At 69.2% G+C, this 25,707-nt stretch carries 20 protein-coding genes; 13 read left to right on the plus strand and 7 right to left on the minus strand.

Going from position 1 to position 25,707, the window contains the following annotated elements; translation table 11 throughout:
- Nucleotides 1-57: 57 nt before the first annotated feature.
- Entirely contained in the window at nt 58-2,529 is a 2,472-nt protein-coding gene (locus MKK51_RS19600) for a hypothetical protein (protein WP_243979899.1), read from the minus strand.
- A gap of 240 nt (nt 2,530-2,769) precedes the next feature.
- Here MKK51_RS19600 and MKK51_RS19605 point away from each other — a divergent pair, with 240 nt between their 5' ends.
- Nucleotides 2,770-3,183: a flagellar biosynthesis repressor FlbT gene (locus MKK51_RS19605; RefSeq protein ID WP_243979901.1), complete on the plus strand. Its 414-nt coding sequence runs from the start codon at nt 2,770-2,772 to the stop codon at nt 3,181-3,183.
- Between the two features lie 222 nt (nt 3,184-3,405).
- Here the strand turns inward: MKK51_RS19605 and mdoH are convergent, their stop codons facing one another.
- A complete protein-coding gene (gene mdoH, locus MKK51_RS19610) occupies nt 3,406-5,496 on the minus strand; it encodes a glucans biosynthesis glucosyltransferase MdoH (RefSeq protein ID WP_243980167.1) in 2,091 nt (696 codons plus the stop codon).
- Nucleotides 5,497-5,543: 47 nt separating this feature from the next.
- Nucleotides 5,544-7,157 (minus strand): glucan biosynthesis protein, encoded by a 1,614-nt coding sequence (locus tag MKK51_RS19615; protein WP_243979903.1) that lies wholly within the window; start codon nt 7,155-7,157, stop codon nt 5,544-5,546.
- Between the two features lie 244 nt (nt 7,158-7,401).
- On the opposite strand from MKK51_RS19615, the gene MKK51_RS19620 reads away from it, so the two are divergent.
- From MKK51_RS19620 to MKK51_RS19665, 10 genes are all read left to right on the plus strand, one after another.
- Entirely contained in the window at nt 7,402-7,641 is a 240-nt protein-coding gene (locus MKK51_RS19620) for a hypothetical protein (RefSeq protein WP_243979904.1), read from the plus strand.
- Between the two features lie 136 nt (nt 7,642-7,777).
- The gene (gene glmU / locus MKK51_RS19625; protein ID WP_243979905.1) at nt 7,778-9,184 is read left to right on the plus strand and encodes a bifunctional UDP-N-acetylglucosamine diphosphorylase/glucosamine-1-phosphate N-acetyltransferase GlmU; all 1,407 of its coding nucleotides are present in this window, start codon (nt 7,778-7,780) and stop codon (nt 9,182-9,184) included.
- A gap of 299 nt (nt 9,185-9,483) precedes the next feature.
- On the plus strand, nt 9,484-9,687 hold the full coding sequence (locus MKK51_RS19630; RefSeq protein ID WP_243979906.1) for an XRE family transcriptional regulator: 204 nt from the start codon (nt 9,484-9,486) through the stop codon (nt 9,685-9,687).
- A 329-nt stretch (nt 9,688-10,016) separates the two neighbouring features.
- Nucleotides 10,017-11,843: a glutamine--fructose-6-phosphate transaminase (isomerizing) gene (gene glmS / locus MKK51_RS19635; RefSeq protein ID WP_243979907.1), complete on the plus strand. Its 1,827-nt coding sequence runs from the start codon at nt 10,017-10,019 to the stop codon at nt 11,841-11,843.
- Between the two features lie 191 nt (nt 11,844-12,034).
- Nucleotides 12,035-13,081, plus strand: coding sequence for an endonuclease/exonuclease/phosphatase family protein (locus MKK51_RS19640; protein ID WP_243979908.1), 1,047 nt, complete (start codon nt 12,035-12,037; stop codon nt 13,079-13,081).
- 138 nt (nt 13,082-13,219) lie between these two features.
- A complete protein-coding gene (nthA, locus tag MKK51_RS19645) occupies nt 13,220-13,861 on the plus strand; it encodes a nitrile hydratase subunit alpha (RefSeq protein WP_243979909.1) in 642 nt (213 codons plus the stop codon).
- Nucleotides 13,858-14,526: a nitrile hydratase subunit beta gene (gene nthB, locus MKK51_RS19650; RefSeq protein WP_243979910.1), complete on the plus strand. Its 669-nt coding sequence runs from the start codon at nt 13,858-13,860 to the stop codon at nt 14,524-14,526. The genes nthA and nthB overlap by 4 nt, the downstream gene beginning before the upstream one ends.
- On the plus strand, nt 14,523-14,858 hold the full coding sequence (locus MKK51_RS19655; RefSeq protein ID WP_243979911.1) for a nitrile hydratase accessory protein: 336 nt from the start codon (nt 14,523-14,525) through the stop codon (nt 14,856-14,858). The genes nthB and MKK51_RS19655 overlap by 4 nt, the downstream gene beginning before the upstream one ends.
- A 120-nt stretch (nt 14,859-14,978) precedes the next feature.
- Nucleotides 14,979-15,209 (plus strand): hypothetical protein, encoded by a 231-nt coding sequence (locus tag MKK51_RS19660; RefSeq protein WP_243979913.1) that lies wholly within the window; start codon nt 14,979-14,981, stop codon nt 15,207-15,209.
- 65 nt (nt 15,210-15,274) lie between these two features.
- Complete coding sequence (locus tag MKK51_RS19665; protein ID WP_243979914.1) at nt 15,275-16,087, plus strand: DUF502 domain-containing protein; 813 nt, start codon at nt 15,275-15,277, stop codon at nt 16,085-16,087.
- A gap of 459 nt (nt 16,088-16,546) precedes the next feature.
- On the opposite strand, the gene MKK51_RS19670 is transcribed toward MKK51_RS19665, so the two are convergent.
- Entirely contained in the window at nt 16,547-16,879 is a 333-nt protein-coding gene (locus MKK51_RS19670) for a hypothetical protein (RefSeq protein ID WP_243979916.1), read from the minus strand.
- A 288-nt stretch (nt 16,880-17,167) separates the two neighbouring features.
- Nucleotides 17,168-19,309 (minus strand): ATP-dependent DNA helicase RecG, encoded by a 2,142-nt coding sequence (gene recG, locus MKK51_RS19675; RefSeq protein ID WP_243979918.1) that lies wholly within the window; start codon nt 19,307-19,309, stop codon nt 17,168-17,170.
- A 163-nt stretch (nt 19,310-19,472) separates the two neighbouring features.
- On the opposite strand from recG, the gene MKK51_RS19680 reads away from it, so the two are divergent.
- Together MKK51_RS19680 and mfd are read left to right on the plus strand one after the other, a co-directional pair.
- Nucleotides 19,473-19,766, plus strand: coding sequence for a succinate dehydrogenase assembly factor 2 (locus tag MKK51_RS19680; RefSeq protein ID WP_027173438.1), 294 nt, complete (start codon nt 19,473-19,475; stop codon nt 19,764-19,766).
- Between the two features lie 178 nt (nt 19,767-19,944).
- A complete protein-coding gene (gene mfd / locus MKK51_RS19685) occupies nt 19,945-23,538 on the plus strand; it encodes a transcription-repair coupling factor (protein WP_243979920.1) in 3,594 nt (1,197 codons plus the stop codon).
- Nucleotides 23,539-23,644: 106 nt separating this feature from the next.
- On the opposite strand, the gene MKK51_RS19690 is transcribed toward mfd, so the two are convergent.
- Both MKK51_RS19690 and MKK51_RS19695 read right to left on the minus strand, forming a co-directional pair.
- Nucleotides 23,645-23,989, minus strand: a complete 345-nt coding sequence (locus MKK51_RS19690; RefSeq protein WP_313898821.1) for a hypothetical protein — start codon at nt 23,987-23,989, stop codon at nt 23,645-23,647.
- Nucleotides 23,990-24,292: 303 nt separating this feature from the next.
- On the minus strand, nt 24,293-25,579 hold the full coding sequence (locus MKK51_RS19695; RefSeq protein WP_243979930.1) for an AMP-binding protein: 1,287 nt from the start codon (nt 25,577-25,579) through the stop codon (nt 24,293-24,295).
- Nucleotides 25,580-25,707 lie beyond the last annotated feature (128 nt).

A 25,707-nucleotide genomic window follows, 5' to 3' on the forward strand; every position in this document is an offset into this window, starting at 1 on the left:
GAGCTAGCGGAAGCCCGGCTGGGCGGGGTTGGCCAGCGGGAGGGACGAGAGGACGAGTCAGTTGCGGGTCGACAGGGCATGGGCGTTGGCGGGTTCATCGTTGGGGTCAGCGTTCGTCAGGTTAGCCGAGCCGTTGTCGAGGATGTTGATCAGGTTCTTCGAGTAGTCCTGACGGTTCTGCACCACCGAGAGGTTGGAGCCGAAGGTCGAGGACTGGGCGCGCAACGAGGCCGTCGCCGAGGTCAACTGACTCAGTGCCGTGTTGATCTCGTCGTCGGACTGGAAGTTGTTGGTCGTTCCCTTGAGGCCCAGACCTTCGGCATCGAACTTCACACCGGAGATGTCGAGGGTCGACGTGCCCTTCTCGTTGAAGGTCAGCTTGAGGGTGTTCTCGTTGGCGGAGTTGCTGTTGCGGAACAGGAGGTTGACGCCGTTGTAACCGGAATCCTGGGCCTGTTGCGAAATCTGCGTCAGCAGGTTGTTGTACTGGGTCGCGAGGGTGGAACGCGTGGAGCTCGTGCCCTTGGCGCCACCGATGTCGGTTCCCGTGCTGGTCTGGGCGACGGCGCCCGACACGCCGAGGCCGATATCGGTGCTGCCGGCAGCCTTCACCGTCAGCGTCTGATCCGAGCCGAACGCGGTCGACTGGATCGTGAGCTTGTTATTGACGAAGCTCGCGCTGACCTTGCCGGCAAGACCCGTGTCGGCGTTGATCTGGTCATTGATCGCCTTGGCGACAGACGCCTGGCTCACGGCCGCACCGTTACCGACGGTCGCCGAACTGACATCGATCAGCTTGGAGGCGCCGGATCCGAGCTGGAGGGTGAACGAAGCATTGGGGGCAGGGTTGGTGCCGCTGAAGTCGAACTTGTTCGTGCCGGTGTTGTAGATACCGCTGTTGGCGCTCGTCGGCGGAGTCGCACCGGTGATCGAGGCCTTGGAAGAGCCGTCCGACGCGTCGGTTCCACCGGCAATGATGGCGACGACCGGGGCGCCGGCGCCGGCGGCGAAGGATCCGCTGGTGGCTCCCGAGGCTCCGAACCCGAGTCCGATGGTGTCGTTCGTGGCAGTCGCGGTAAGAGCGACGTTGTTTGCGCTGGCGGTGAACTTCAGGCCACCCGTGGTGCCATCGATCGAGGCGACGGCAGCGCTGTTCTGTGCCTTCAATGCGGCATTGATCGCGCTGACGAGCTTGGCGCCGGTCGGGTTGTCACCCAGAGCCGCACCGGTCGCGGCATCGCCGAGGTTCGTGCCGGCCGTATCCAGCGACCGGCTGTCGATGGTGATGGTCTGGGGCGTACCGGCATCCGTGATGGTGAAGGTCGCGGACTTGCCACCGGCGAGCGACGGGGGGGCCGTACGCAGATCGACACTGCCGGTCGCGCTCGCTGACGTATTGGCCGCCGGGGCGACGAGGGTTCCGGCGGCGGCCGTGAAGGTCGAGAAGCCGATACCAGTCGCACCACCCGCGGTGTTGCTGATCGGGTTGATCGAGAGCTGCGCGTCGGGTCCGAGATCCTGCGAGGACAGCACGATCTTGCCGTTGGCGGCCGCACCGTCATCGGCCGTGGTGCCGATCTTCGCGGTGATGGTCGAACCGGCATCCGACAGCTGCTTGTTGATCGCCTTGATGACGTTGACGTCGGTCGCGCTGGTCCCGAGGGTCCCGCCGAGATTGTCGGTGGCAGTGGTCGAATCCAACGTCACGGTAACGGACTTGTTGCCGTCGGTGATGCTGAAGACCGAGCTCTTGCCGTTGGCCAGATCGGTGGTGCCGCCCAGGGCCGCACCGGCGACGATCTTCGCCGCCGTCGGGGTGGTGGCAGGCTTGCCGAAGCCGATATCGGTGGTCGCGTTCAGCGAGCCGCTGACGCTCAGCTTGGCGGCGGCACCGGTATCCGTCGTGGTGAAGCTGACGCGGCCGTTCGTTCCGATCGAGGCCGAGACCTTGCCGGCCAGATTCGTGTTTGCCGCGATCTGACCGTTCAGGGCCGTCACGAGCTGGTCGGTGGTGACCTTCGACGTGTCGGAGGTGACGCTCTTCAGGGTCGAGGAATCGAGGCGCAGGGTGTTCTTGGTGACGCCGCCATCGAGGGAGATGTCCACCGACGCGTCCTTTGCGAGGGACGAGAGGTCGAGGGTACCCGTCACAGCCGAGGTTCCGGTCGCAACAGCCGACTGCGCGGCAACGCCGCCGAGGATCGTACCCTTACCGCCGCTCTTGTCGGCCAGCGCCTGCTGCGCGGTCGACTTGGCCGAGTCCACGAGCTTCTGGAGCGAGGTGATGCCCTGGTTGGCGGCCTGGATCGTCTGCACGCCGTTCGACAGGCCGTCGAGCAGGCCGCTGAGGTCCGACGAGCGGGCCGACAGGCTCTGCGAGGTGAAGAAGTTGGTCGGGTTGTCGAGGGCCGAGGTCACCTTCTTGCCGGTCGAGAGCCGGTTCTGGGTGGTGGTCAGCAGGTCGGCGGTGCCCTGCAGCGAGAGCAGGTTCTGGCGCGTTGCCGCGGTGAGCGTAATGCCTGAAGACATGTGGTCCGATCCATTCTGATCTGGAAGCACCCTTTTTTGGGTGCGAGGTAACCAAACCACGAGGACGTTGCGAACGTCTTAAGGCGAACGGTCAACGAAACATGTGCGAGATCCGATGCCTTCTCCTCATCTTCGCGCCCTTCGGGGAAATCCCGGATTCCGCAAGCAACGCTCGCCATGCCGGTCACATCTTGTTAACCGCGCGGACCGATGATCCCGCCTCAGCCCGAAGGACCGGTCATGCCCCTGAAGATCGAACTCAAGCCGTTCGAGCGGCTGCTGATCGGCGGGGCCGCCATCCGCAACGGATCCCGGCGGTCGAGTTTCGTCATCGAGACGATGACGAAGTTCTTGCGCGAATCCGACATCATCACGGAGAGCGAGGCCGATACGGCCTGCAAGCGCCTCTATCTGACCCTCACGGTGCTCTATCTCTCCGACGACGTGTCGGAGATCGAGAACCTGTTCGTGGCCCAGGCGAGCGAATTGCTCGAGGCAGTGCCGAGCACCGCGCCCTATATCCGGGACATCACCGCCTCCGTGGCGGCGCGGGACTTCTACCGGGCGATGAAGCGGGGCAAGGACCTCATCCAGTACGAGGCCTCCCTGGCCGACCGCCTGGCCAAGGCGCCCGATGCGGGAAGCGCCGACTGATACCAAGTCTCACTGACTCTGACCCATAGGTCAGGGTCAGTGAGGTCCGGCGGACGACCGCCGCCGCGCAGTCGCGCGGGCAGACCTCGATGAGTCAGACTCATCGAGGTCTGGTATGATTCTCCAAATTGACGATGGAGCGGGCAGGGGGGCCGGCATCGGCCGTGCGGATGCGTCAGGCCGTCGTGGCGCCGGGTTCCGGGTCCCAAAGATCCTCCCGCCTCACGCGGGGGCGAGGCGGGTGAGGCGGTCGAGGAGGGCGCGGTCGTGCAGGAGGGCCACGCGCTCCTTGGGGCTGAGCCACTCGGCGGCCTCGGCGATGGTCTCGGCCTCCACCACCTTGGCCTGGGCGAGGGCGCGGTCGGTGTCGATCACGCCGCGGGGGCGTTTGGGCATCTCCGGCAGCATCAGGGCATGGGCCTCGGCGAAGCCCGCATCGGCGTGGAGGGCGCGGATCGCATCCGCGTCGTCGAGGCCGGCCTCGGCGTTGCGGGCGGCGATCGCCCCGGCGCTCGACGCGATGGCGGGCGGGTCGCGCTCCTCCGGGGTCATCAGCAGGCCGAGGCGCTTGAGGGCGAGGCCCCAGGAGAGCTGGCCGCTCGCCCAGGAGATCGGGATCGCCAGGACGAGGCCGAGGATGGTGGGCGACATCCAGAGGAACAGCGAGGTGGCGATGGCGAAGGCGGCGATGCCGGTCACCAGCCCCAGCACCATGTGCCAGCGGTGGCGCCGGACGATGTCGCGGAAGGGAATCGAGCCGTCGTCGCGCCGCTGCGGGTTCCAGCCGGTGTCGCGCCCCACCAGGATCTCGAACACCGAGCCGGACTGGATCAGCATGGCGATGGGGGCGATGAGGGCGGAGAGGATCGTCTCGATCAGGCTCGACAGGACGAGGCGGACGGCGCCGCCCGAGGCCCGGCGCACCGGCCCGTCGACGAGGGCGAGGATCAGCCCCAGGAGCTTGGGCGCCAGGAGGATGCCCATGGTGAGCCCAAACAGCTGGAGCGCGCGCACGGGGTCGAAGCGCGGCCAGACGGGATAGAGCCCGAACTCGCTCGTGAAATATTCCGGCCGGACATAGGCGGTCTGGAGCACCAGGGCGATACCGACCACGAGCTGGCCGAGCCAGAGCGGGGAGGCGACGTAGCCGGCGATGCCGGTGGCGAAATGCTGGCGCGAGGCGAGGGCGAGGCCCGCCGCCCCGATGACCCGGCTGTGCTGGAGGTTGCCCTGCGCCCAGCGGCGGTCGCGCACCGCCACGTCGATGAGGGAGGGCGGGCTCTCCTCGTAGGAGCCGGGGAGGGCCGGCAGCATGGTCACGCTCCAGCCCGCCCGCCGGATCAGCGCCGCCTCGACGAAATCGTGGCTGAGGATATGGCCGCCGAAGGGCGGTTGTCCCTTGAGGTCGGGCAGGCCGCAGGCTTGCGCGAAGGCGCGGGTGCGGATGATGGCGTTGTGGCCCCAGTAATTGCCGTCGCGGCCCGACCAGACCGAGAGGCCGGTGGCGATGACCGGGCCGTAGATGCGGGCGGCGAATTGCTGGACGCGGGCGAATAGGGTGTTGCGGTTGATGATGAGCGGCAGCGACTGGATGATGCCGGAATCCGGGTCGGCCTCCATGGCGGCGGCCAGATGCACCACGCAACGACCGGTCATCAGGCTGTCGGCGTCGAGCACCAGCATGTGGTCGTAGGCCCCGCCCCAGCGGGAGACGAAGTCGCCGATATTGCCGGCCTTGCGGTGGTGGTTCTTCGCCCGGTGCCGGTAATAGAGCCGCGCATCCTCGCCCCAGCGCGCGCGCAGATCGAGGAAGGCGCGCTCCTCGGCGATCCAGGCATCGCCGAGGGTCGAGTCCGACAGGACGAAATAGTCGAAGGCCTCGCCGTGGCCCGTGGCGTCGATCTCCGCCCGCATGGCCTCCACGGCGGCGAAGGTGCGGGCGGTGGCCTCGTTGTAGACCGGCATCACGATGGCGGTGCGGGAGGCGAGCCGGGTCGGCGGCAGCGGCGCCTTCGGACGGCGCAGGAGCGCGAAGAAGCCGAGGATCGCGCTCATGAAGGAGAGGGCGATCCAGGAGAAGTTCAGGGTGAAGAGCACGAGCAGCACGTATTGCAGCGCCGTCGTCCCGCCCGAGACCGCGACGACCTCGTACATCTCCAGCGCCCCGTAGGCGGTGAGCAGCGCGGCCCCGCCGAAGACGAGGGCGCGGGCGGCCCAGGGCCGCCGCAGGGGCCCGGCCGGCCGGTGGCCCGAGGCGGGGTCCCAGCGGTCGAGATCCTGCACCGGCATGGGCAGCGGCGCCTCGAGGGGCATCGCCGGCCGGAAGGAATCCGGGGCGGCGGGGGGAGGCGTGTGCGTGTTCAGGGTGTCCACCGGTAAAGCCAGGTTTCGGTGACGGGGGCATCCCCGCGCTTGAGCAGGAGGCGCAGTTCGCAGGTCTTCTCGCCGCCCGGATCGAGCTCGAAGGAGACGCGCACCGTCTTGCGGTCGGGATAGCGATAGAGGGTGGGGGGCGCCACCGTGCCGGGCGAGGTCAGCAGCGTCGGCTGCAGGTCGGGATCGGCGAACAGCCCCTCGCCGGTGAAATCGACCAGGAACAGGCGGCGGTTGCCCTCGCCCTTCGCCTTGCCGCTGCGCGTCCCGGAGACGAGGGCCACGGGGGGCGCCTCGGGGGGCTGCCAGCACCAGTGCTGGCGATAGCCGAAGGGAAACTCGGCGCCCGCCTCCAGCTTGGCCTTCGGCCGCCAATAGGCGAGCACGTTCTCGTTGAACTCGGAATCGCTCGGGATCTCCAGCAGCGTCACCGCGCCCGGCCCCCAATTGCCGAAGGGTTCGAGCCAGAGGGACGGGCGCCATTCCCAATGCTGCACGTCGTCCTCGAAATCGGCGTAGCTGCGCGCCCGCTGCATCAGGCCGAACCCCTTCGGGTTCTCATCGACGAAGGACGAGACCTGCAGGGTCTCCGGGTTGCGGGCCGGGCGCCAGATCGCCTCGCCCGCACCGGTGCGGATCTGCAGGCCGGTGGAGGCATAGGCGCCGGCCCGGGCGTCGTCGGCGCCGCGCCGGTCGTAGGGGCCGAAGAAGTAGCTCGTGGTCATGCCGCCGAGCCCCAGATGGTCGATGGCCGCGCGGGCGAAGACCGTGCCCTCGACGTCGCAGAGCGACGCGCCGCCCGGCCGCAGGCTCATCCTGAGCGCGGCGGTGGCCGAGGGGGAATCGACGAGGCAGTGCAGCACCAGCGGGCCGCCGGGGCCGGGACGCTCGACCCAGATGGCGCGGAGTTCCGGAAACTCCTCGCCGCGGGAATCGGCCGGGCGCAGGGTGAGGGCGCGGGCGGTGACGCCGAAGCCCTGGCCGGTGGCGACGAGGCGGAAGAACGACGCCCCCTGGAAGGTGGCGAAATCGGTGAGTTCGCCCCCGTCGAACCGTGCGCGGATGCGCAGGCCCGAATAGCCGGGATCGTCCTTGAACTCGGGCAGGGCGACGCCCTCCGCCTCGAAGCGGGAGCGGTCGTAGGCGAGCGGCCGCACCGTGCCGTCCTCCACCAGGGCCAGGGCCACCCGGCCGGTGAAGACCGAGCCGCGATGCAGGGGTTCGAGGGTGAAACCGAAGGCGCCGTCCGCCCAGACCGCACTGCCCGGCGCGGTGCGGATGGCGTTGTACTGCTCGCGGTTGAGACCGGTGAGGGACCCGGGCAGGTCGTCCGTGCGGGGGGCGATGAAGGGGCGTTTGGCCAGCGCGCGGGCGAGGTCGGGCACCGTATGGCCGAGGAACGGCGCGCCCGCGGCGGGGAGGGCGGGGGCATCGTCCGCCCGGGCGGTGCCGGCGGCGGCGGGGAGGGAGATGGCCAGCGCGGCGGCGCCCGCCTGCATGAGAAGCTCCCGGCGGCTCCGGTCCTGCGGTCCCGTCACCACGGGATCGTCGAAGGGGGGCTCTGTCACGGCGCGGCGAAGTCCCGGAATCGTCGGCGTCATTGGACCTGTGATGTCGGCGCGGGAAGGCGCGGGGTGCGGTGCGGCATGTCCCGGCTTTACCACGACGCGGCCTGAACCCAACCTTAAGCCGTAAGGGGGCGAAACCGTTCAAGGAAACACGGATTGTCCGACAATCGCTCCGTCCGGCCGGGAACGGGCGCGGGAGGCGAGAGGGCCTCGGACTGGCCGAATGGCCGCGCTTGTGACAGATTCCGCGGGTCGTTCACCTCACACGAGGCACCTCATGGCGCTCATCCCATGCCCTGCCTGCTCGCGACAGGTCTCCGCGCAGGCCCTCGCCTGCCCGGGGTGCGGCCATCCCGGTGACGCCGCTTCCCCGGCGGGAGGCGGTGTCGCGCGCATGCTGGGAACCGTGGCCGGCACCTACATCTCCACCACCACCCTGGCGAGCCTGGTCCTCGGGGTCGTCATGTTCGTGTGCGTGGCCGCCGTGCTGATCACCCTGATCCTCAAGAGCCAGTGACCGGGACGGGGCAGGCCGGACCTCCGTCCGCGCCTCCGGCTTGCCGGCGGCGCAGGCTTGCTACCCGGCAAGCCACGCAGTAGCGCAGCCGGACGAGACGCGAACCGGCCCCCGGCCCGACAGCGGTGGAGCGACGATGACGGCGCAGACCAGCATTTCGAGCGTGACTGCCAGGACGGGCGAACGCAGCCTCACGGCCATCGTTCTCGCCGCCGGCAAGGGCACGCGGATGCGCTCCGACCTGCCCAAGGTGCTGCATGCGGTGGCCGGGCGAAGCATGCTCGGCCATGTGCTCGCCGCCGCCCGCGAGGCCGGGGCGACCCGCATCGCCGTGGTGGTCGAGCCGGGGCAGGAGGCGGTGGCCGCCGAGATCGCGCGGGCGGCGCCCGGTGCCTCGGTCCATCCGCAGATCGAGCGCCTCGGCACGGCGCATGCGGTGCTGGCCGCCCGCGAGGCCCTGGAGGCGGGCTCCGACGACGTGGTCATCGCGTTCGGCGACACCCCCCTCGTCACGGGGGCCACCCTCACCCGCCTGCGCGCGCCCCTGGCGGACGGGGCGGCGGTCGCGGTCCTGGCCTTCACGGCGGAGAATCCCGCCGGTTACGGGCGGGTGCTGGTGCAGGACGGACGGGTCGTCGCCATCCGCGAGGAAAAGGATGCGAGCGCGGAGGAGCGCGCCGTCACCCTGTGCAATGCCGGCCTGATGGCGCTCTCCGGCCCGCATGCCCTCGCCCTCCTCACGCGGATCGGCAACGCCAACGCGGCGGGCGAGTACTATCTGCCCGACGCGGTTGGCCTGGCCGTGGACGACGGGCTCGCCGTGGCGGTGGTGCCCGTGGACGAGGCCGAGGCGCAGGGCGTCAACGACCGGGTTCAGCTCGGCGTCGCCGAGGCGACGATCCAGGCCCGCCTGCGCCGCGCGGCCCAGATCGGGGGAGCCACCCTGGTGGCGCCGGAAACGGTTTTCTTGAGCGTCGACACGGTCTTGGGCCGGGATGTTCTCGTGGAACCTCATGTGGTGTTCGGCCCCCACGTGATCGTCGGCGACCACTGCGTGATCCATGCCTTCTCGCATCTCGAAGGCGCGACCCTGGCACGGGGCGTCCAGATCGGCCCCTATGCGCGGCTCCGCCCGGGGGCGGTGCTGGAGACCGGCTCGCGCATCGGCAATTTCGTCGAGATGAAGAACGCGCGCCTCGGCGAGGGCGCCAAGGCCAACCACCTCACCTATCTCGGCGATGCCGAGATCGGGCCGGGGGCGAATGTCGGGGCGGGCACCATCACCTGCAACTACGACGGGGTGAACAAGCACCGCACCGAGATCGGGGCCGGGGCCTTCATCGGCTCGAACACCGCCCTGGTGGCGCCGGTGAGCGTCGGCGCAGGGGCCATCGTCGGCGCGGGTTCGGTCATCACCACCCCGGTGCCGGCCGATGCCCTCGCCATCGCCCGCAGCCGCCAGCGCATCATCGAGGGCGTGGCCGGCGGGATGCGCGCGGGGTTGCAGGCGATCAAGGCGGCCAAGCGATCCGCGGGCCTCTGATGCGCCCCCGCTCCCTCGCCGATGCGACGAGGCACTGAACTGGAGCCCGATTCGGAGCGCCAAGCCATTCTCCTGATTGCAGGCGACAAGGCCGGGGTGGCGCAAAAGCGTTTCTACAAGGGACTCATCGCCAGGGCGGACGATCGGTTCGAGCAACATCTGGCAGCGCGGGAGCGATAGAATGGCACGGACGATGGAACAGGTGATGGCCGCCATGCCACCCGACCGTCATGCGCGAATTCAGGCTCGCGCGGACGAGATGAAGGCCGAGATCGAAGGGCTCAAGGCGTTGCGTCTGCTTGCCGAACGCAGACCAAGACGACATCGCACGGGAGCTGGGCATCACGCAGCCCGCCGTTCTCAAGATGGAGCGTCAGACCGATCTCTACCTCTCGACGCTGCGTCGGTTCGTGGAAGCGGCGGGAGGCAAGCTGGAACTGCGTGTGGAGTTACCCGGCAAAGGCGTGATTCACCTCACGAGCATGGGTGAACTGGCGCCCTGACCCTGTATGACGCCGACCCACATCGCATTTCGAACGGCGGCACGGCCCAAACGTCACCTTCAGCATGCTTCCCGAGACGCATAAAGCTCTTTCTCGGCATGACTTTGCCAAGTGTTGTTGATGTGAAAAATGAAGGCCCGTCATGCGCCTCGTGCGGCACGATGACAGGATAGCTGGCGGCGAGGGGTCCTGATCCGATACAAGGCGGGTCTGGAAGGCATGGGCCGCTCCTTGCGTGGTCGCCTGTCGACGATCCCGATCCGGGACGGCAGGGGGCCGGTATCGCCTCCGCCCCCCGACCGGGCCCACTCGTATGAGAAGAAACGACCATGTGCGGAATCGTTGGCATCGTCGGTCATGAGGCGGTGGCGGGACAGGTGGTCGAAGCCCTGCGGCGCCTCGAATATCGCGGCTACGATTCGGCCGGCGTCGCCACGCTGGCGAACGGCCGGCTGGATCGCCGCCGGGCCGAGGGCAAGCTCTCCAACCTCGAACTCAGGCTGCGCGACGAGCCGCTGCCCGGCGCCATCGGCATCGGCCATACCCGCTGGGCCACCCATGGCCGCCCCAACGAGACCAATGCCCACCCGCACGCCACGGCGCGGCTGGCGGTGGTCCATAACGGCATCATCGAGAACTTTCGCGAGCTGAAGGCCGAGTTGCAGGCCAAGGGCGTGCGGTTCGAGAGCGAGACCGACACCGAGGTGGTGGCCCAGCTCGTCAGCGCCGAGATGGACAAGGGCCTGGGCCCGGTGGAGGCGGTGGCCGCCGCCCTGCCGCGCCTGCGCGGCGCGTTTGCCCTGGGCTTCATCTTCGCCGGCCACGACGACCTCCTCATCGGCGCCCGCCACGGTGCGCCGCTCGCCATCGGCTTCGGCGAGGGCGAGACCTATCTCGGCTCGGACGCCCTCGCCCTCGCCCCCTTCACCGAAGAGATCACCTATCTGGAGGAGGGCGACTGGGCGGTGCTGACCCGCGAGGGCGCCGCGATCCGCGACATCGACGGCAACCCGGTCTCGCGCCAGCGCCAACGCATCGTCGCCCAGGCCTACCGGGTGGAGAAGGGCAACCACCGCCACTTCATGGCCAAGGAAATCCACGAGCAGCCCGAGGTGGTCGGCCGCACGCTGGCCCATTACGTCGATCTCGCGGGTGGCCGGGTCGCCCTGCCCGAGGCCCTGCCGTTCGATTTCAAGGACCTGTCGCGGCTCTCGATCACCGCCTGCGGCACAGCCTATTATGCCGGGCTGGTGGCGAAATACTGGTTCGAATCCCTGGCGCGCCTGCCCGTGGAGATCGATGTCGCCTCCGAGGCGCGCTACCGCGAGCCGCCCCTCGACAAGGCCGGCCTGACCCTCGTCATCTCGCAATCGGGCGAGACCGCCGACACACTGGCCTCCCTGCGCTACGCCAAGGAACAGGGCCAGCACACCCTGGCGGTGGTCAACGTGCCGACCTCCACCATCGCCCGCGAGGCCTCGGCCGTGGTGCCGACCCTGGCCGGCCCGGAGATCGGGGTGGCCTCCACCAAGGCCTTCTCCTGCCAGCTCACGGTGCTCCTGTGCCTCGCCATCGCGGCGGGCCGGGCGCGGGGCACGTTGAGCCCCGAGCGCGAGCGCGAACTCGTCGACGCCCTCATCACCGTGCCCGGCCTGATGGCGGACGCGACCAAGCTGGAGGGGGAGATCGAACTCCTCGCCCGCGAGGTCTCGAAGGCCCGCGACGTGCTCTATCTCGGGCGCGGCACCAGCTACCCGATGGCCCTGGAGGGCGCGCTGAAGCTCAAGGAGATCAGCTACATCCACGCCGAGGGCTACGCCGCCGGCGAGCTCAAGCACGGCCCCATCGCCCTCATCGACGAGAGCGTGCCGGTCATCGTGATCGCGCCCCACGACGCGATCTTCGAGAAGACGGTGTCGAACATGCAGGAGGTGGCCGCGCGCGGCGGACGCATCATCCTCATCGGCGACGCCAAGGGCGCGGCGGCGGCCGGCCTCGACACCATGGCGACGGTGACCATGCCCGACCTCGACCCGGTCGTGGCCCCCATCGTCTACGCCGTGCCGATCCAGCTCATCGCCTACCACACGGCCGTGTTCATGGGGAAAGACGTGGACCAGCCGCGCAACCTCGCCAAGTCGGTCACGGTGGAATAGGCCGGAACCGGCACCGGAATCCGTCGATTGTCAGGCGGTCGTCCAAACGGGGCCGCGTGGCGGTCGAAGGGGGGGGTCGCGTGGCGGTCGCTGCGGGGGCCGCATGCCGGTGGATCGAGACGGCGTGGCGGCTCATTGAATGGCCCGGTTGGGCGGCTCCCTGAAGGGGGCGCGGCGGCGGAGACACAGGTTTGACGTATCTCACGCTCGCCCTGCAGGGCGTCGCCGGTCTGCTGGTGGCAGCGACGGCGCTGCCCCTGATCGAGACTAATCTCGGCTTTGTCCGCAGCCTGGACTTCCCCCGGCTCCAGATCGCGGTGGCGCTGGCGGCCTGCCTCGTCGGCCTCCTGCTGGTCTCCAGGGACCTGCCCTCGCTGATCCTCGCGATCGCCATGGCGGCGGCTTTGGTCACGCAGGTGCGCTACATCCAGCCCTTCACGCCGCTCGCCGCCACCCAGGCGAAATCGGCGGATTCCTGCGAGCCCGGCGCGCGGCTCAACCTGCTCGTCCTCAACGTCCTGCAATCGAACCGGAATTTCGGCGCGGCCCTCGATCTCGTCACGCAGCGCTCGCCCGATCTCGTCCTGCTGCTGGAGACCGATTCCGGGTGGCAGGCGGCCATGGCGCCTTTGCGCGAACGCTACCCCCACAGGGTCGAGCAGCCGCAGGACAACACCTACGGCCTGCTGTTCTACTCGCGCCTGCCCCTGCGCGGCCCAGAAATCCGCTTCCTGCTCCAGGACGACGTGCCGTCGCTGCGCACGCGGGTGCTGCTGCCGGACGGCGAGACGGCGACGCTCTACGGCCTGCACCCGCGCCCCCCCCATCCCGGCCATAGCAGCGCGCCCCGCGACGCCGAACTCGTGATCGTCGCCCGCGAGGTCGCCGAGGGCCGGGGACCGACCATCGTCGCCGGCGACCTCAACGACGTGGCGTGGTCCCGCACGACCCAATTATTCCAGAATATCAGCGGCTTGCTCGATCCGCGCCGGGGCCGCGGCCTGTTCGCGACCTTCCACGCGCAATGGCCGGTGATGCGCTGGCCCCTCGACCACGTCTTCTTCAGCGAGCATTTCCTGCTCGGCGGGATGGAGCGGCTGCCCGATGTCGGCTCCGATCATTTTCCGATCTCCGTCAGCCTCTGCGCCGCCCCCCATGCTCCCGCCCGGCAGGACAAGCCCGAGGCCACGGCGGAGGATCATCACGACGCGCGGGAGGCCATCGAGGCCGTCCGCTGATGGCCTTCTGAGCGGTGTCGACACGGCCCCTCTCCGGTCGCAGACTGGCCGTCTCACATCGCCCGGCGCGCCTCGTGCTCGCCGGCCTTCGGCCGGACAACCGACGCGACGACCGTTCCGAGTTCAGGACGAGACGCCATGGCGCAGGATCACGATCATCACCACGACCATCCGGGCCACGCGCATGGCAGCAGCCTCACCCCCATCGAAGCGCGGGTGAGGGCGCTGGAATCGCTGCTACTCGAGAAGGGCTACGTCGAGGCGGACGCCCTCGAAGCCCTCATCGAGATGTACGAGACCCGCATCGGCCCCCATAACGGCGCCCGTGTGGTCGCCCGCGCCTGGACCGATCCGGCCTATCGCGAACGGCTCCTCGCCGACGGGACGCCGGCCATCGCGGAACTCGGCATCGGGGGACGCGGCGGCGAGCACATGGTGGTGGTCGAGAACACGGCCGACAGCCACAACCTCGTCGTCTGCACCCTGTGCTCCTGCTATCCCTGGCCCGTGCTCGGCCTGCCGCCGGTCTGGTACAAGGCACCGCCCTATCGCGCCCGCGCCGTCATCGACCCGCGCGGCGTCCTGGCCGAGTTCGGCCTGACCCTTCCCGAGGCGACCCGCATCACCGTGTGGGATTCCACCGCCGAGACCCGCTTCATGGTCCTGCCCCTGCGGCCCGCCGGCACCGAATCCCTGAGCGAGGCCGAACTCGCCGCCCTGGTCACGCGCGATTCCATGATCGGCACAGGGGTGCCCCTCGCCCCGGAGGCCGGCCGATGAACGGAGCGCAGGATCTCGGCGGCGCCCACGGATTCGGCCCCGTCATGCCGGAGGCGGACGAACCGGTCTTCCATGGGGGGTGGGAGCGGCGGGTGTTCGCCCTTGCCATGGCGATGGGCTATACCGGTACCTGGACCCTGGACGGCAGCCGCGCCGCGCGGGAATCGCTGCCCCCGGCGGAGTACCTCGCGTCGAGCTATTACGAGATCTGGCTCGCCGCCCTCGAAGCACAGATCGTCGCCCATGGCCTTGCCACGCAAGAGGAAATCGCCGCGGGCGTCAGCGCGGGGCCGGCGAGCCCGGTGAGACGCGTGCTGCATGCCGAGGAGATCGCGCCCCGCTTTTCGGCGGGATTCCCCAGCGACCGGCCTCCGGATGCGCCGGCCTTATATGCGGTACGCGACCCCGTCTTGACCCGCAACGACCACCCCTCCGGCCACACCCGCCTGCCCCGCTACGTCCGCGGACGGCGTGGCGTCATCGAGCGGGTCCACGGCGCCTTCGTCCTGCCCGATGCCAGCGCCGAGGGCCGGGATGCCCCGCCGCAATGGCTCTACACGGTGGGGTTCGAGGCCACCGAACTGTGGGGGGCGAGCGCCGATCCGGGCGGACGCGTCACGGTCGCCGCCTTCGAGGGATATCTGCTGCCGGGGACGCCGCGATGACCGCCACGTGGCGGTCGGACGAGCCGGGACCGTTCGCGGAGCCCTGGGAGGCGCAGGTCTTCGCCCTCGTGGTCGCCCTGCAGGAACGGGGCCTGTTCACGCCGGAGGAGTGGGCCCACGCCCTCGGACGCACCCTCCGGCCGGAGGGGAAGCCGGAAGCGGCGGCCGATTACGGACGCTGGCTCGCGACCCTGGAGACACTGCTCGCCGAACGCGGCGTCACCGATTCCGCGAGCGTTCAGGCCCGCAGCGACGCCTTCCTCCGCGCCGCCGCCGCGACCCCGCACGGCGAACCGATCCGCCTGGCCAACGACCCGCATCCGTCGCCCTGAGCCAATCGTGCCGCCCGGCGGGACTGCCCTTCCGCGCCTCGCGTCACGTCATGGATCTGGCGGAGCGGGCGTTGGCGGGGCATCCTGTGGCTTCCCTCACCGACGAGAACGGACACGACCATGGCAACGCCGCGCGACCTCAAGGTCCAGATGGCCGGCGAGACCCGCGCCCGCGAACGGGCGCAGGCCCTGGCCTCCGCCAGCGCCGTGCGGGCTCAAGGAGGCCCTGGCGGAGCGGGATGCATGGAAGGAGAGGGCGCTGGCGGCGGAGGCCGCGCTCGGCGAGACCAGACCGTGATCCAGCCCTCCGATCGTCCGGCCGGGGGCGTGTCGTCCGCGCGCTTGAGGTGACACGCCCGACCCGCTAACCCTTGTCCTGCAGGCTGACGATCGGCCTCCCACGAGACAGGCCGCCCGTGCGCGAAACGCTCACCCCGTTGCCGGAACCAGACCCCGCCGGAGCACGGCCGCCGCCTCGGGTGAGCAAGAAGAGCCGCCTGCGGACCTACTTCCTCACCGGCATCATCGTCGCCGGGCCGCTGGCGATCACGATCTACATCACGTGGTGGTTCATCAGCCTCATCGACGGCTGGGTGAAGCCCCTGGTGCCGGCGAGCTACCTGCCGGACCATTACCTGCCCTTCTCGATTCCGGGCCTCGGCCTCGTCATCGCCTTCATCGCCGTGACACTGCTCGGCTTCCTCACCGCCAATCTCGTCGGCCGCAGCGTGGTGGAGTTCGGCGAGGTGCTGCTGGCGCGCACGCCGGTGATCTCGGGCCTCTACAAGGGCCTGCGGCAGATCTTCGAGACGCTGTTCTCGGCCAACGGCACGTCGTTCCGCACCGTCGGGCTGGTGGAGTTCCCGGTGAAGGGCACATGGTCGGTGGTGTTCGTCTCGGCGCCGGCCGGTCCCGACGTGCAGACCGCGCTCGGCGAGGAGAACGACCATGTGGGGGTGTTCCTGCCCTGCGCGCCCAACCCCACCACGGGGTTCTTCTTCTACCTGCCGAGGGCGGACATCATCGAAGTCCCCATGAGCATCGACGACGCGGCCAAGCTCGTCATGTCGGCGGGGGTGATCCAGCCGGAGGACCCGCAGGTCAGGCTGCAGGCCATGGCGGCCTCGATCCGCTCGGCTCAGGCTGGGGCTGTCCATTCCGCCGAGGCCGATGCGCTAATGGAGGCTGCGTCTGGCCAAAAGGATAAAGTTATCGAGAGATCGGTCTGACGCAGCAACCCGAAAGGCAGCCGGTTAGGCGAATGCTGAACACATGGCTCGTTGCCAGGGCAACCGGACTCAGCCCGGGATAGTGGCCTCACCTACGAAACGCCCATCCCAAAGATAGAACCGTCCAGCCAACCTCACTGCCTCCGCGCCCTCTTTCGAAAGAAAGATAAAGCCTACTCTCCGCTTCGTGCCCGGCTCGAACGGCACATCACCAAGTAGAAGTCGAGCATCCCAACCGCCGTGTCGCGCATCCATTGTTGTAAAACAGGGGCACTGGAAGCCCAGCGTGGCGGCTTTTGTTTTGCCACCTTCTGAGTTCGGATAGAGGAGCACCTCCGCGACGAGGTCGGGCTTCCGATGCCACCATGACGTATCCGCCATTCGAGGAAGCTGCCGCGTTCATGGATCCACGCAGCGGCTGAGAGCCGTTGCGTGGCATCATCGATCAGATTCGCACGGCTAGTTGTGAACCGTCATCGATGCCTTCTCGACGGGAAGCGTCGGAGGCGAGGCGTCGGCGATCTGGCTGGTGGCACGGTGGGGGGCGGTGGAGCCGCCCCAGCCCGTGGCGACCTGGGCGGTGACGGCCACGAAGAGCAGCGCCATCAGCGCGTTCGCGGCGATCCGGAAGGGGCGGGCGGATTGACGGACCGCGAGGAGGACATCGTCCGTCGTCTTCAGCGCAGGCTCCTTGCCATCCGAAATCGGAAGCAGCCAGGGCTCGCTCGGAAGCGCCTCGGCACTTCCCATTTCGTGGGCACCCGGCAGGTTTTGGAACAGTCCGGCAGACATATCCATCCTCCTGAAAACTGTGTGGCAGCCCAGTGTGGCGGGCCGTTCGTTCATGTTCAGTTAAGGGGAGAATACGTTCATTTCAAGTTCAGGAAGTCCGTGCGGCACCGCACCATCCGCCCGCCGGGCAGTGGTGCGATCCTTCTCAAGCCGCTGATTCGAGGGAGAAATTTCCTCTTCCTGGCTGCGACGCCATGGCCCGGCGGAGGCAGATTGCGCAGGCTCCGCCCCTGCCGATCGTCGCAATTGTCCGCAAATCCTTCAGCGTCGTTCAGCCGGCGAATCACCTCAGCCGGCTCCGAGGAGCCGGATCGCCGCGTCCCGCTCGAAAAGGTAGAGCAGCACCCGCAGCGCCTGTCCGCGCTCGGACCTGAGGCCGGAATCGCGTTCGACGATGAGCCGCGCGTCGTCGCGGGCGACCTCCAGCAGGGCGGCATCGCTCTCGAGGCTGGCGAGCCGGAAGGCGGCCACCCCCGATTGGCGGGTGCCCAGCACCTCCCCCTCGCCGCGCAGGCGCAGGTCCTCCTCGGCGATGCGGAAGCCGTCCTCGGTCTCGCGCATCATCTCGAGGCGGGCGCGCGAGACCTGCCCCAGGGGCCCGCGATAGAGCAGCAGGCAGGTGGAGGCCTTGGCGCCACGCCCCACCCGACCACGCAGCTGGTGCAGCTGGGCGAGGCCGAAGCGCTCGGCATGCTCGATCACCATGATCGTCGCCTCGGGCACGTCGACGCCCACCTCCACCACGGTGGTGGAGACGAGGATCTTCGTCTCGCCGGCGGCGAACCGCTCCATGGCGGCGTCCTTGTCCGGCCCCGGCATCTTGCCGTGGATCAGGCCGACGGCCTCGCCGAATTCCTGCCGCAGGTCGGCGAAGCGGTCCTCGGCGGCGGCGAGGTCGACATATTCGGATTCCGCCACCAGCGGGCAGATCCAGTAGACCCTGTCCCCGGCGGCAAGCGCCCGGCCCAATCCCGCCACCACCTCGTCGAGGCGATCGGTGGAGACGAGGCGGGTGGCGATGGGCTGGCGCCCGGCCGGCTTCTCGTCGAGGACGGAGACATCCATGTCGCCGAAGCAGGTGAGCGCCAGGGTGCGGGGGATCGGCGTCGCGGTCATCACCAGGATGTCCACCGCCGCCCCCTTGGCGCCGAGCGCCAGGCGCTGGTGGACACCGAACCGGTGCTGTTCGTCCACCACGGCGACGCCGAGATCCTTGAACACCACGCTGTCCTGGAACAGGGCGTGGGTGCCGACCACGATGTCGATATGTCCGTCGGCGAGGTCGGCGAGGGTCGCGCGGCGCTCGGAGACCTTGTCGCGCCCGGTGAGGAGGCGCAGGCGCAAGGGTCCGACGAGCCCGGTCAGGCGCTCGAAATGCTGGCGGGCCAGGATCTCGGTGGGTGCCATCAGGGCCGCCTGACGGCCCACCTCCACCGCCGAGGCCATGGCCAGCAGCGCCACCGCCGTCTTGCCGGAGCCGACATCGCCCTGGAGCAGGCGCAGCATGCGCCGGTCGGAGGCGAGGTCCGCGCGGATCTCGGTGACGGCGCGGGCCTGGGCGCCGGTGAGGGCGAAGGGCAGGGCGGCTTCGATCCGGTCCTTGAGGTGCCCGTCCCCGGCATTGGCCCGGCCGGGCGCGCGGCGGTTGCGGGCGCGCATCAGGGCGAGCGCCAGCTGCGAGGCGAGGAGTTCGTCATAGGCGAGGCGCCGCCGCGCCGGGGTGCGGGGCGCGACGCCGTCGCTCGCGGGAGCGGGCGGGGCGCTCTCGGGCCGGTGCTCGGCCCTCAGCGCGTCTGCGAAACCCGGCAGCCCCTCCCGCGCGAGCCAGGCCGGGTCCTGCCATTCCGGCAATGTCGGCAGACGGTCGAGGGCGGAATGGGCGAGTTTCGAGATCGCCCGCGAGGTCAGCCCCTCGGTGGCGCCGTAGACGAGTTCCACCGCGGGGAGGGCGGCGAGCCCGGCTTCGTCCACGATCCGCGACGGATGCACCATCTGCCGGTGCCCGTCCCAAAGGTCGATGCGGCCGGAAATGTAGCGATGGGCGCCCAGCGGCAGCATCTTCTCCACGCGGGCCTGGGGCATGCCGAAGAAGACGAGGGTGATGTCCCCGGTGCCGTCCTCCACCAGGACCCGGAAGGGCCGCCGCCCCGTCCCGGCCTGGGGCGGGCGATAGCCGGTCACCGTGACGCCCAGCGTCACCGGTTCGCCCGGCGGCGCCTCGGCGATGGAGCCCATCATCGTGCGCGCCACCCCGCCCTGCGGCAGGTGGAACAGCAGATCGACGATCCGCGCGGGCTGCTCCGGGGTACCGAGCAGCCGCTCGATCATCGGCGCCATCTTCGGGCCGACGCCGGGCAGGGTCCGGGCCTCTGCGAAGAGCGGGTCGAGGATGCTGGGGCGGAGGAGCGGCGGGCGGGGTTCGTCTGTCATGCAAAGCCGGTTGAGCCGCGCGAACGGAGATGGTGATGCCGCCGCGCGGGTCTATATAGACGACAGCAGGGCCCTCCGCCGCTATCGCGGCACCGGGCCGCGCACAGTTTCCCCCGTCCCGGGATCACCGGATCCCGGGATCGCAGCATCACAGGCTGACCCCATGTCCGGAACCACCCGCACCAGCGCGGACCTCGATCCGCGCCGCCGCCGTACCCTCTTCCGCGCCTGGCACCGCGGCATGCGGGAGATGGACCTGATCATGGGCCGCTTCGCCGATGCCGAGATCGGCACGCTGAGCGAGGAGGAGCTGACCACCTTCGAGGCCCTGATCGAGGTGCCCGACCGCGACCTGTTCCGCTGGCTCACCGGCGAGGACGAGACGCCGCAGAACTACGACACGCCGGTATACCGCCGCCTCCAGGCGTTCCATAAGCACGACGCGCCGATTCACTAGCGGTCCAGGCGATGCGGGGCTCTCCTCCCCCTCGTGGGGAGGAGCCGGAGGTGGGGGTAGCGCCGCTCGACACCGCAGTCGGTGGGTCGCCCAACCACCCCCACCCTCGGTCCCTCCCCACAGGGGGGAGGGAGGCGCGTTGCGTCCCACTTTTCCATGAGTTCGAAACCCCGACCCGATGGCCAAGCCCCAGCCCAAAGCTCCCGCCCCGAAGCCCCAGACGGCGCGGTTCGCCCTGCCGAAATCCGGTGCCCTCGCCCGTGCGCTCGAGGCGCTGAAGCGGGGCGACAGCCCGACGCTCGCCAACGTGCCCGAAGGGTTCGATGCCGTCGTGGTGGCCGATCTCGCCCGCGCCCTGTCCCGGAGCTTCGAGGGGCCGGCGGTGCTGGTGCATGTGGCCCGTGATTCCGGGCGTTCGAACGCCTTCCAGACCGGGCTGAAATTCGTCGCCCCCGAGATCGAGGTGATGAGCATCCCGGCCTGGGATTGCCAACCCTACGACCGGGTCTCGCCGAATTCGGCCATCGCCGCCCAGCGGATGACCGCCCTGTCGCGGCTCTCGCGCTCGCGCTCCTCCGAGGAGCAGCCGCGCATCCTCTGCACCACCGTCAACGCTTTGATTCAGAGGGTGCCTCCCCGAGAGAAGATCGCGGTGGAGACCTTCTCGGCGGCGATCGGCAACGTGGTGCCGATGGACACCGTCACCGCCTGGGTCGAGGCCAACGGGTTCTTGCGCACGGGGACGGTGCGTGACACCGGCGAATACGCCGTGCGCGGCGGCATCCTCGACCTGTCGCCGCCCGGCCTGCCGAACCCGATCCGCCTCGACTTCTTCGGCGACACCCTCGAATCGATCCGCGCCTTCGACCCGGAGACCCAGCGCACGGTCGGGTCGTTGCGCTCCCTCGACCTCGTTCCCATGAGCGAGGTGCAATTGACCACGGAGACGATCCGGCGCTTCCGCCAGGGCTACGTCGCCACCTTCGGCGCGGCGACCCGCGACGACCGGCTGTATGAGACGATCAGCGAGGGACGGCGCTATGCCGGCCTCGAGCACTGGATGCCGCTGTTCCACGACCATCTCGACACCCTGTTCGACTACGTGCCCGGCGTCCCGCTGGTCTTCGACGCGCAGGCCGAGGAGGCGGTCGCCGAGCGGCTCACCCTGATCCGCGATTATTACGACGCCCGCGCGGAGGCGATGAAGACGCCGTCCACCGGCGTCGCGCCCTACAAGCCGCTCAGGCCCTCGTCGCTCTACCTGACGCAGAACGACTGGAAGGAGCGGGTGGCCGCCTCCTCCGTCGCGCGGCTCTCGCCCTTCGCGGTGCCCGAAAGCCCGGAGCGCCTGACCATCGACTGCGAGGGCAAGGCGGGGCGCAACTTCGCCGCCGAACGCGCCGACGAGACGGCCAGCGTGTTCGACGCCGCCGTGGCCCATGTGAAGGAGCTCCAGGGATCCGGTCATCACGTGATCCTGGGATCCTGGTCCGATGGCTCCCGCGACCGCCTCTGCGGCGTTCTGGCCGATCACGGCCTGAAGAAGCCGGTCGCCATCAACACGCTCACGGCGGTGAACGCCCTGAAGCGCGGCACCGACGTCGCCGTGGCGGTCTGGGGCCTGGAATCCGGCTTCACCGTCGACAAGCTCGCGGTGATCTCGGAGGGCGACATCCTCGGCGACCGGCTGGTGCGCCAGAAGCGCAAGTCGAAGCGGCCGCAGGACATCATCCTGGAGGTGCAGGCGCTCCAGGCGGGCGACCTCGTGGTCCATGCCGATCACGGCATCGGCCGCTTCGTCGGCCTGAAGACGGTGACGGCGGCGGGCGCACCGCACGATTGCCTGGAGATCCAGTATGCCGGCGGCCTGCTGCTGCTGCCGGTAGAGAATATCGAACTTCTGACCCGCTACGGCTCGGAGGATGCCGAGGTCGCCCTCGACCGCCTCGGCGGCGGTGCCTGGCAGGCCCGCAAGGCCAAGATGAAGAAGCGCATCCTCGAGATGGCCGGCCAGCTCATCAAGGTCGCGGCCGAGCGCTTCGTGCGGCAGGCCCCCCGCCTCCAGGCCCCGGACGGGCTCTACGGCGAGTTCGCCGCCCGCTTCGTCTTCGAGGAGACCGAGGACCAGGCCACCGCCATCGACGCCGTCCTCTCCGACCTCAATGCCGGCCGCCCCATGGACCGCCTCGTCTGCGGCGATGTCGGTTTCGGCAAGACCGAGGTGGCGCTCCGCGCCGCCTTCGCGGGCGCCCTCGGCGGCAAGCAGGTCGCCGTGGTGGTGCCCACCACCCTGCTGGCGCGCCAGCATTTTCGGACCTTCGCCGAGCGCTTCAAGGGATTGCCGGTGCAGGTGGCGCAGCTCTCGCGCTTCGTCTCCGCCGCCGAGATGAAACAGAACCGGGCCGGCATTGCCGCCGGCACCGTCGACATCGTCGTCGGCACCCATGCGCTGCTGGCCAAGAACATCACCTTCAAGGATCTCGGCCTCATCATCGTCGACGAGGAGCAGCATTTCGGCGTGGCCCACAAGGAGCGCCTCAAGGCGCTCCAGGCCGACGTGCACGTGCTCACCCTGTCGGCGACCCCGATTCCCCGCACCCTCCAGCTCGCCATGACGGGGGTGCGCGAGCTCTCGATCATCGCGACGCCGCCGGTGGACCGCCTCGCGGTGCGCACCTTCGTGATCCCGTTCGACGCGCTGATGATCCGCGAGGCCCTGCTGCGCGAGCGCTATCGCGGCGGCCAGTCCTTCTACGTGGTGCCGCGGATCGAGGACCTGGCGGAGGTGAAGCGCTTCCTCGACCAAGAGATGCCCGAGACCAAGGTGGCGGTGGCCCACGGCCAGATGGCGGCGGGCCAGTTGGAAGACGTGATGACCGCCTTCTACGAGGGCAAGTTCGACGTGCTGCTCTCCACCACCATCGTCGAATCCGGCCTCGACATCCCCACCGCCAACACCCTCATCGTGCACCGGGCCGACATGTTCGGCCTCGCCCAGCTCTACCAGCTGCGCGGGCGCGTCGGGCGCGCCAAGGCCCGCGCCTACGCCCTGTTCACGACGCCGGCCAACAAGCAGCTCACCGTGCAGGCGGAGAAGCGCCTGCAGGTGCTCCAGACCCTCGACACCCTAGGCGCCGGCTTCCAGCTCGCGTCCCACGATCTCGACATCCGCGGCGCCGGCAACCTTTTGGGCGACGCCCAGTCCGGCCATATCAAGGAGGTCGGCTACGAGCTCTACCAGCAGATGCTGGAGGATGCCGTCACCGCCCTGAAGGCCGGCATCGAGGAACCGGTGGAGGAGGCGTGGTCGCCCACCATCGCGCTCGGCGCCCCCGTCACGATTCCCGAGGATTACGTCGAGGACCTCACCGTCCGCCTCGGCCTCTATCGCCGGCTCTCCACCCTGGAGAACGACGCCGAGATGGAGAGCTTCGGGGCCGAACTCATCGACCGGTTCGGGCCGCTGCCGCCGGAGGTGGAGCAGCTTCTCAAGATCGTCACGATCAAGATCCTGTGCCGCGACACCAACGTGGAGAAGGTCGAGGCCGGGCCGAAGGGGGTCGTCGTGCATTTCCGCGACAAGTCCTTCGCCAACCCGCAGGGTCTGGTAGCCTTCGTCGGGGGGCAGGCCTCCTTCGCCAAGGTGCGTCCGGACATGAGCATCGTGTTCATCCGCGAGCTCGATTCCATCCCCGAGCGCCTGAAGATCACGACCTCGATCCTGCGCGAACTGTCGAAGATCGCCCGCGCGACGAAGAAGAAGGCGGCCTGAACGGCATCACGCCGGACCATCGAAAAAAGGCGGACCCAACGGCCCGCCTCGCAGATAAATTCTTATTCTTGATGAGCCGCTTACAACGACCATCTCATCGTCTGTCTCAGAGATCCGGCTCGTTCAGGACATAGGGTCCGATGCGGCTCTGCAGGTCGATCGCGGAACCGCCGCCACGTCCCGTCACACCATCGATGACGATCACGGGGATGCCCGCCTGCTGCATCTGCTCGCGCAGGCGATCCGAGAGCATGGCATAGGCCGGGTCGAGGCGGGACGAGGTCTGAAGGAGGATGGCCGCGGGGCGGGCGATGACGGCGAGAACGTCGTCGGCGGCCTCGAGGGATGCGGTCACGCTCGCATAACCCAGCTCGGCGAGCTCGGCGGCGAGGGAGTGATCGATGGCGCGGTGACCATCATCGACGACCAACACTTGTTGCAGCGCACTCATGACTGTCAGGGTTAGCCCATCAATCGCCCCTTGGGAAGGGACCTGTGCGATAACACACGTCAGCCCGGATGGTTCGCCGGCTGCGGGGCGAAAATACTCCTGACACCCGGTCGATCGCTCAGGGTCGGGCGGCGACGTGACGCCCTCGGCTCCCTTCACATCGCACATCGGAGGATCGCGGCAAGATACTGTTCTAAAAAGCGGATTTCCTTTGTCAGATCCTCCGGATCCCGGCCGTTCGCGCCCGCCGCGCACCCGTGCGTGAAAGCGGTGGATGTTGGGCAAAACCCGATGCCGGGACGCTCAGTAGCGCACGATCTCGGTTGCTCGGCCGGCAAATATTTTCGCCGCGAAGGGCACCGCGCTCCAGAGATCGGCGGCTTTGTCCGGCGGAATTCCGCGCTGCAATGGGCTGGCCTTGGAGGCGCGCCCCCGGAAAGCGAATCGCCCGTCCTCGTCCCGGGCGATATCGAGCAGGGCCGGAAACGGCGCCAGCGGGTGAGCGTCCGCGAGGAAGTGAGCGAGATCCCCGTCGGCCCGCGAGGCGGTGAGGAGGGCCGATTCGTCGAAGGCGAGGACATCGACCACCCGTTGCGGACCATGGCCGGAGGCCGGCGCCAGCAGCCGGGCATGAAGGCGGGTCGGCAACCGATGGGCCAGCACGACGGAATCGAGCCCGTCAGGGCTGCGGCTCGCGGCCAGATTGCGTTCGAGGGCGGCCGGCGCGACGAGATGGGTCGGCCCCGGCCGGGCCAGGGCTTCGGCGAAGCGGCCGGCATCGAACGGCCCGAACATCTCCAGGCCGGCCCCCGCCACGAGGGCGGCGCCGAGACCGGTGACGAGCCCCCTCAGATCCACCGGAGCGAGGAGGGTCAGGATGCGCTCGCGCGGGGCGATCCGGGCCGTGGCGAGATGGACGGCGATGGTGGCGATCAGCGCATCGGCGGGACGATAGACGGGCTGTGCGGGATCGGCGGCGGCGAAGGTGACGAGCCCGGCACTCTCCGGTGCGAACGGACCGCCGCGTCCGTCGAGGACCATGCCGTCGAGGCTGATGACGCCATCGGGCACCTCCGGCCCGAAGGCGGCGAGGTAGCGCAGTCCGAAATAGCGCACGGCCGCCTGGCGCAGGCACTCGGCCGGCAGCGTTCCCGCGACCTGGGACTGGGTGAGCACCGCCTGGATACCGGCGGCCTGGATGCCGGCCACGAGGGCATCCTCGTCCCATGTCAGGGGCAGCAGGCAGGGAATATGGCCCGCGGCCTCGATGGCGAGGTAGGACAGCAGGGTCTCGGACCCAGGAGCGGCGATGAGGCCGACGCGGCTGGCCGGAGCCAGGCGCCATTGTCGCATTCCGCTGGCGAGGCGCGCGACGATCTCGGCCGCGGCCCCATAGGTCCAGGTGATGGGCGCGCGCCCGGACCATGCGGCCTTGTCCTTCGGATCGACGAAGGCGACACGGGCGGGATCGGCGTGGGCGGTCGCCGCCAGCAAGGTGCACAGGCCGGGCCTGATGGTCTCCGACCGCCGGCTCGGCGCAGCGGGCCCGTCCGCCGGTACGTCGAGGGGGAGGGCGTCACGAAAGGACATGATCGCTGGCTGCGCCGACACCTCCGCCTCAACTCCCCGCGCGCATCGACTCCTCGTGCCCTCCGGTCATGAACGGTTAGGGTTAAATCTTGCTTAAGACCGAGCGACGCCGATCCCCACCGATGGCC

Origin of the sequence: Methylobacterium sp. E-045, assembly GCF_022829685.1 — a bacterium.
Taxonomy (GTDB): Bacteria; Pseudomonadota; Alphaproteobacteria; order Rhizobiales; family Beijerinckiaceae; genus Methylobacterium.